This is a genomic window from Bacillus nitratireducens (genome assembly GCF_036320425.1).
GTDB lineage: Bacteria > Bacillota > Bacilli > Bacillales > Bacillaceae_G > Bacillus_A > Bacillus_A nitratireducens.
In genome coordinates this window covers 1075965-1083494 of the sequence record NZ_JAUMJO010000002.1, presented here as the reverse complement: position 1 = coordinate 1083494, position 7530 = coordinate 1075965, and the positions used below count along the sequence as shown (strand labels likewise).

Annotated in this window: 7 protein-coding genes and 2 pseudogenes; 3 read left to right on the top strand and 6 right to left on the bottom strand. The window is 33.2% G+C overall.

Features of this window, described 5'->3' with window-relative positions; all coding sequences use genetic code 11:
* Positions 1-121: 121 nt before the first annotated feature.
* Positions 122-835, bottom strand: a pseudogene (locus Q3V31_RS11780) (Y-family DNA polymerase); the annotation flags it as partial.
* A 201-nt stretch (positions 836-1036) separates the two neighbouring features.
* Between Q3V31_RS11780 and Q3V31_RS11775 the strand changes: the two are divergent.
* Complete coding sequence (locus tag Q3V31_RS11775; protein WP_329765173.1) at positions 1037-1387, top strand: YxeA family protein; 351 nt, start codon at positions 1037-1039, stop codon at positions 1385-1387.
* Positions 1388-1718: 331 nt separating this feature from the next.
* On the opposite strand, the gene Q3V31_RS11770 is transcribed toward Q3V31_RS11775, so the two are convergent.
* On the bottom strand, positions 1719-2774 hold the full coding sequence (locus Q3V31_RS11770; RefSeq protein WP_090814395.1) for a serine hydrolase domain-containing protein: 1056 nt from the start codon (positions 2772-2774) through the stop codon (positions 1719-1721).
* Positions 2775-3276: 502 nt separating this feature from the next.
* Here Q3V31_RS11770 and Q3V31_RS11765 point away from each other — a divergent pair.
* Positions 3277-4179 (top strand): annotated as a pseudogene (locus Q3V31_RS11765) (DUF4046 domain-containing protein); the annotation flags it as partial.
* Between the two features lie 219 nt (positions 4180-4398).
* Positions 4399-4725 (top strand): YxeA family protein, encoded by a 327-nt coding sequence (locus tag Q3V31_RS11760; protein WP_090814394.1) that lies wholly within the window; start codon positions 4399-4401, stop codon positions 4723-4725.
* 104 nt (positions 4726-4829) lie between these two features.
* Here the strand turns inward: Q3V31_RS11760 and Q3V31_RS11755 are convergent, their stop codons facing one another.
* The 4 genes from Q3V31_RS11755 to Q3V31_RS11740 form a co-directional block, all read right to left on the bottom strand.
* Complete coding sequence (locus Q3V31_RS11755) at positions 4830-5540, bottom strand: alpha/beta hydrolase (protein ID WP_098403802.1); 711 nt, start codon at positions 5538-5540, stop codon at positions 4830-4832.
* Positions 5541-5706: 166 nt separating this feature from the next.
* Positions 5707-6069 (bottom strand): cyclophilin-like fold protein, encoded by a 363-nt coding sequence (locus tag Q3V31_RS11750; RefSeq protein WP_329765171.1) that lies wholly within the window; start codon positions 6067-6069, stop codon positions 5707-5709.
* Positions 6070-6114: 45 nt separating this feature from the next.
* Entirely contained in the window at positions 6115-6237 is a 123-nt protein-coding gene (locus tag Q3V31_RS11745; protein ID WP_255286262.1) for a hypothetical protein, read from the bottom strand.
* 49 nt (positions 6238-6286) lie between these two features.
* The gene (locus tag Q3V31_RS11740; protein WP_329765168.1) at positions 6287-7480 is read right to left on the bottom strand and encodes an MFS transporter; all 1194 of its coding nucleotides are present in this window, start codon (positions 7478-7480) and stop codon (positions 6287-6289) included.
* Between the last annotated feature and the right edge of the window lie 50 nt (positions 7481-7530).

The window sequence follows — 7530 nt, the reverse complement described above, 5'->3', positions numbered from 1 at the left end:
TCCTAACATGCTACACTCCCCGTTTGGTTTCCCTCTCGGATAAGTTAGGTGATGACAGGCGTTGCAATATATCCTGCTGTCTTGCTATTGACAGATTCAAACATCCCCCTTACGGGCGCACTAATTCTTCCCCTATTACACCAAATGATTGTTTTAAATACTTCAACGGATACTGCGCTAAATCCCCAATCGTATGTATACCTTTTCGGTTCAATTTCATTTCAGTTTTATACGATATACCCCAAAATTTACTGAGCGGTCTAATACTCCATAACTTCTCGGGTATATCGTCATATGTCCAATACGCTATCCCATCTTTATTCTTTTTCGCTTCCACATCCATCGATACTTTACTCAATAATGAGTTTGGACCGATACCAATTGTGCTTTCAATTCGCGTACGTTCATATATTTCTTGCTTGAACTTTAAGGCAAACTCGCATGGACTACTCGCAAATAAATGAATACTTGCGGTCATATCCATGAAAAATTCATCGATACTATATTGATGAAAATCTTCCGGCGCAACATACTGCAAAGCTAAACCTGTTATGTAAGTTGAACATTTCATATACGTATGCATAATTGGATTCACAATAATAATATCTGGCCGCTTCGGTATTTCGTACAACCTTGCCATCTTCTTAATTCCTAACGCTTTTAATGGTGGTGTTGCCGCTAATACGATTGATCCACTGCGGTTTACATCTCCAACGACAGCCAATTTTGTATATCGTGGATCAAGTCCTTTTTTAATGCAGGATACACTTGCATAAAAGCTACGAAGATCTACGCATAAAATAATACGATTCGGTAAAAGAGAATATTCATACAAGGTTATCACTCCTAACAAAAGAACGTTTGTTCTTATTATATACGAACTTATGTTCCTTCGAAAGGTATTTTCATGAAAATTTTGGTTAAAATAGACTTATTTTAAAAACCTGTTTAAGAAAAACTTAAGGAATTCCCTTCTATATTCATAAGAATTTTTTTCTATACTGAAAAATGTAAATAGACAAAAGGAGAAACAATCATGAAAAAATTTTTACTTTGCATAATAGGAATAGGCCTCCTTATATACTTACTCCCTTTCATGTTACGCGGAGATCTGGACATATTTAATCCACTCGCTGAAGAAAAAAATGTATATGCCGTCGCGGAGGGATATGGCGTTCCGGATTATCATACGAACGGAAGAGCTATGTACTCACTAAAAGGCGTTGATGAATCTGGAAATGAGGAAGAGTATACAGTAGGAACTAACACTCCGAATGATTTTATACGAAAAACTTACTTAAAAATTCATGTGAAAGGAAGATATGTTTACTCGCATGAGGTAATTTCTGAAAAGGATATCCCTGAGGAAATAAAAGGACAATTGTAATATAGGATATAGGAAAAGCCCACTCGTATAAGTAGGCTCTTTTTATCTTATTTTATAAAACTTCAATCTTTTATAAAAAGGTTTGTTCATTTCCTATCTATGTTATTTCACAATCGCGCCAGATTGCGGAATACTGATTTAAATTAGTTGGCACCATATTAAATCCTGAAAATCAACTGTTTATTAAATGATCATTCTCATTTATGATAATTATAAAATCTGTATTCATAATATAATGGTTTTTTCAATACATAACTTTTCCATCCTAACTTATCAGATACATCAGATTATCAATCTGTATTTTCAACCAATATCTGAGGGACATCCAAATCTACTTCTTATTGTTTTTTTCTCTTCCTAAAACAATTTCTGCTATTTCATAAGCATAATTATCAGGCTCAAAATCCTCATAGTTACTTAATACTACAATAGATAATCCATCTTCTGGGAACCGTATGAAGTGTGAACTATAACCAACCCATCTCCCTGAATGTTCCAAATATCGGCAATTATAACCGTCTGCAATTTCCAATCCAAAAGCATACTCTTCATCATCAATGATTGTCTCCCCAGTTGGAGAAATTTTCGGACCAATTTCACTCATCCTTTTCATTAAATCTTTTCCACCAACGGTACCTGCAGTTAAATTCTCCCCCCATATTACCAAATCTTCAACAGTTGTATGAGCACCGCCATCTCCGGTATGTTCCCAAGGGCTTTCATAGATTTCATATGTGCCTTGTTTATTCTTCAAGTACCCCCTAGCGATTGATATAGAAGTTGGAAATCTGTCCACTATTGTTGTATCTTTCATATTTAAGGGATTAAAAATACGCTCCTTCATAAATTCACGTAGACACTTACCACTCACCTTCTCTATTACTTGCGATAATAGAAAATATCCTGTATTGCTATACTCAAATTTAGTTCCAACTGGAAACCTCGCACTCTGGTGCTTATTAAGGTGTTCTAGCGATTCTTCGGGGGTTAATTTATCAGTATCTTTAATATTCGCTGCTTCAGCTAATTCCTGATAATCAACTAGTCCACCAGTGTGGTGAATTAGATGTCTCAATGTTACAGGTTCAGCATATGCCCCTATGAAAGGGACAAACTTTATAATTGAATCATCTACACTCAGTTTCCCCTCTTGTTCTAAGAGTAAAATAGAAAATGCTGTGAATTGTTTAGTAATTGAAGCAATATTAAAAATTGTTTTTGTAGTTATAGATAGACTGTCTTCTATCGAAGCTAAGCCAACTGAGCCTTTATACATTACTCCATTATCAAAATTTGCAATATATGCACATCCAGGCCCTTCGGCTGAGACTTTGCTAAACAGTCGTTTCATCGATGTGTGTGTCTTCTCGTTATAAATTTTATTCATCTCATTCACCTTCCTGAATTTTCTTAATAATAAAATTAAAATACCCCTTACTCATTTATAAAAAATAACAATGGATACTCATGAAACTTTATAGCTTTTTCGACCTTGTTATAAATTTAAAATATTTTCACTATGGTAGAATAACTAAAAATTAAATGTAATTTATTATAATTAAATATACATTAACACTGAATTAAATATAAGTAAATAAAATTTAATATAATTTAATACTATTAAATTTCATTGCTTATTTAAAGAATATTACGTATACGAACACTATAAATGTTGACCAGAAGATTATGGAATACAGTAAGGGCGCAGGATTAGCTAGTAAAGGTTTAGCAAAATTAGCTAATACAACGGCTTCTATGCTAAAGAAAATTGAGAAATGATGAAATTTGGATATTTTTTCATCATAAAACATCTTAATTTTAGTACTTGCTATTTTAAAAAAGTTTAATATAATTTAACAAAATTTAATTTAAATTAGGTGGCATTTTGAAATGAAAATAGAGAACTGTCTAGAAGGGTAACGAAATATTTAATTGAAACAATTTTAATGTGGGACAAAGAAGATATTAAATTAAAATGGAACACCCCTTTAATAGTAAAATACAAACTCCGTGGTGCACTTAAACATTGCTATAGCAATAGTCCCTATAAAATGATTGAAGATTTGTACCCGAATCAGTTTAAAGAATGGGAATTAGCTATGGCTCCCTTGAATTTTTGGACAAAAGAAAAAGCTATTGAAATATTAAAATGGACGATTGAGGAAAAAGAGCAATTAACAAGGGAAGAGTTATTAAAAATATATGGTAAAAAGTGGTTGAAATATAACAAATTGAGTGCCCCCTTAGTTATGTACTGGAATGGGAGCCCTTTTGCTATGTTAAATTCCTTATATCCGAATCGATTTAAAGAATGGGAGTTTCTTATGACTCCTAACAAGTTTTGGACAAAAGAAAAAGCGTTAAAAATACTGAAATGGATAATCGAAGAAAAGGAAAAGTTAACTCAGTCTCAATTAACACAAGTTTACAGTATAAAATGGCTGAATGAGCATAAATTGACTTCTCCATGTCAAATTTTATGGGCCAATAGTCCTTATTCTATGCTAAATGATTTATACCCTGGAAGATTTAAAGAATGGGAATTTAAATATACACCTACTGGATTTTGGAACAAGAACCGAGCACTAGAAGCATTGAGATGGACGATTGAAGAAAAAGAAAAGCTAACAGAACAACAGTTATTATATATGTATACTCAAAGATGGTTGGTAAAGCATAAATTATGGACACCTTTGAGAAAATATTGGAATGGGAGCCCTTATGAAATGTTAAACGCTTTATATCCAAATCGATATTCGAAGGGTATGCTAAAAGGTTATAGTAAGAACTAAAAATCAGACTTATTAAAATATCTAAGAGAGAGTAGCAAAATGGAAACGCTAGATAAATAAAATCCCGACTATTCTGCGAAAAGCATTTGAATACTTCAAAGGATGGGTAATTAAATACAACGGGATGCCGCAAAACCGAAAATAATAGGAATAAAGCGTATATATCTAACTCTTTATTTATGCAAAAACCTATAGTTACTACATGAGCTGTTCTCATAAATATTTACAGGTTTCCCTTTCATATTACGCGGGGATCTGGACATATTAAATCCACTTGCTGAAGAAAAAAATGTATATGCCGTTGCAGAGGGATATGATGTTCCCGATTACCATACGAACGGAAGAGCTATGTACTCACTAAAAGGCATTGATGAATCTGGAAATAAGGAAGAGTATACAGTAGGAACGAATACTCCTAATGATTTTATAAGAAAAACTTACTTGAGAATTCATGTAAAAGGAAGATACGTCTATTTTTACGATGTTATTTCTGAAAAGGATATTCCGGAGAAAATAAGGGGGAAATTGAAAGTACCAAACAAATAAAAGAGCCTACTCGTATGAGTTGGCTCTTTATTCCCTCTCTCATCTATTGCCCTTCATACACTCGAGAAAAGAGAATTCTTTCGATAAATTTATTAAATTAATTATCATTGTTTTAACAACCATTCTTCAATTACTTTCACTGTTTCATCTTGTTGTGCTTTTGACGTAATTAAGCTTGCATTATCACCTTTTTGCTCACCATACATGCCGAAATGGGCATGGTTTCCCCCTTTTATCATGTGCATAGTTGTATTCTTAGACATTAACTTTTTATTGTTCTCTATTTTTTCTACAGTTGCTAAAGCATCTACTTCCCCATAAATTGATAACATCGGAATTGATTTGGTAGAAAAATCATCTGCAGGATACGAACCTAAGAAAATGATCCCGTCTACCTTGTCTTCATGTTGAAAAGCATACTTAGAAATCATAGCTCCCCCCATTGAATGCCCCGCAACATACCATTTTTGAACTTCAGGATACTGTTCAATTACACTGTCTACTGCATTGATTCCAAGTATCGCTAAGTTTAATGGTAACTTAGGCATTACTACAACATATCCATCTTTTGCAAGAGCTTCCCCTAAGTAACTATAAGCCTCAACTTCTACTTTAGCTCCTTGATAAAAAATAACTCCTACTTTAGCATCTTTCTCTCCAAAAACTACATTATCTTCATCTTTTTTATCATCTACTAACGACAAAGCCTCTTTCGTTGGTTTATAAGTAAACTGAGACCAAACAAAAAACGTAATACTTCCCATAAGTAAAATACCTAGTAAAGAGTACAGAGTAATTTTTATCCATTTCTTCACATATATGACCTCCCTAAGATGTGTATATTCTATACTTTAGATTATCATTATTATATTTGTCGAATAATCTTAACTAATAGGTTTAAATAAATACTACGAGCCCTCAATACTATTTTGTAAAAGAATATGTTTCATTTCACTAGCTTTTGAAATAAACTAGAGATTTTTACTCAACCTTTTCAATCACCATCTCAAAATTACTTGTATGATGTTCCAGTTTTTCGATGCCCGATTCAATTGCTCCTAGTTTGATCAATCCCTTTGAAAACCTAAAATCATGATAAAAAATTGCTACGTTTCCCCATGGAGCATAATAATTGAAATCTCCACGTTTCGCTTCGATTCCATTTGAAGTACCTTCTACCGACAACTTTCTAGGTAAATAACTTATTTTTTCAGTACCTGCATAATCCTCAATTGTTAATTTCATTGGTAGTAAAGATAAAAAATCTTGAGCTGTTGGCGTATTTTCCATGCGTACTATTACTTCTTCATTTTCAAACTTTAATTTTACAAGTACATTACTCATTGTATTTTCCTTCCCTTTCCTTTTTTCAGCTTCATGATTAATGATTCAATCTTGATTTCCAATTCCATTGTTTTCATACACATTCTCTTGCGAATTTTTTTCACTACCACAAGCAGTTAATAGTAGTATTATAATGAAAAGAAATAGAAACTTACTCATTTTCTTCATAACACACCTCGAATACGCTTTTCCTCAGTAACGTAACGCAAAATAGCATTTAGGCATTTGTAGATTTATACAACATATTGCGAAGCAGAATACAAATGAATCCTAATACTAATGCAAATATACCTACAAATAAAATATATTCCGTTCCACTTTGTGCAATAATTATCCCTGCGATCCCGGTACCAATTGTGGTCCCTAAATTACAAGAAGTTAAAAATAATCCATTAGCGAAATCAGGTGAATTAGGTGCTGAAGACATCATCCAATATTGGTTGACATTACCCCCAATCCCGCCAAAAATACCCCAAATTACAATAATAATTGCCGTTGGAATCGCAAGGTCTGCTACAAAGTAGAAGACAATATATAATGCAATTAGAGCAATTGGATAAATGATTACCGTACGGACAGGAGCTACTGTCAGTAATCTCCCTGCAAGAATATTACCGATAATATTCGCCAATCCATAAACAAATAACATAATACTTATCATATACGGCGACATTCCCGTTACAACATCTAAATATTCAGCTAGATAACTGTAAATTCCAAATACTGCTCCATTTAAGAAAGTTACAGCAAGTATTGATAGCCATGTGATGCCTTTTGTTAAAATCTTAAGCTGCGAACCATAAGAAAGCTTTTCCTGAACAGGCATAGAGGGAATAAATAAGATCGTCATAATAAACGCAAAAATATTAACAAGTGCAAAAAAAGCTAACGATATTTCAAGTGTAAATACATTTGCTAAGAAGTTGACAATCGGTACACCTAAAACCATACCAGCTGATACCCCAATAAACACTTTGGCAACTGCTTTTGGAGCTTCTTTTGTACTAACTGAAGTTGCTGCTACTGATAAAGCCATCGATACGTACACTGGATGGAAGAAAGCCGGAATTACCCGTGCAACTAAAGCAACTGTAAAATTCGTTGTGAAAATTGAAATAATGTTACCGATAATAAAGATTGCTAGTACGAACAACATAACTGTTTTTCGATTTACACTCGAAAAAACTAAAGGAAGCGTTGGAGCCGCAATGGCAATGGCGAGTGCAAACAGGCTAATCATTAAGCTTGCCTTCGAAACACTTACATCAAAATGATCTGATAATGCCGGAAGCAGGCCAATGTACCCCATTTCAGTATTAAGAATACCGAAAACCCCTACTGCTAATATAAAAATTAATACACTTTTTGAATTCTTCATAAAAAACACTTCAACTCCTCTTTCATTTCTCATCAATGCTTTTGGTAATGTGATTATAAAATGGTATTATCGATATAACAAAT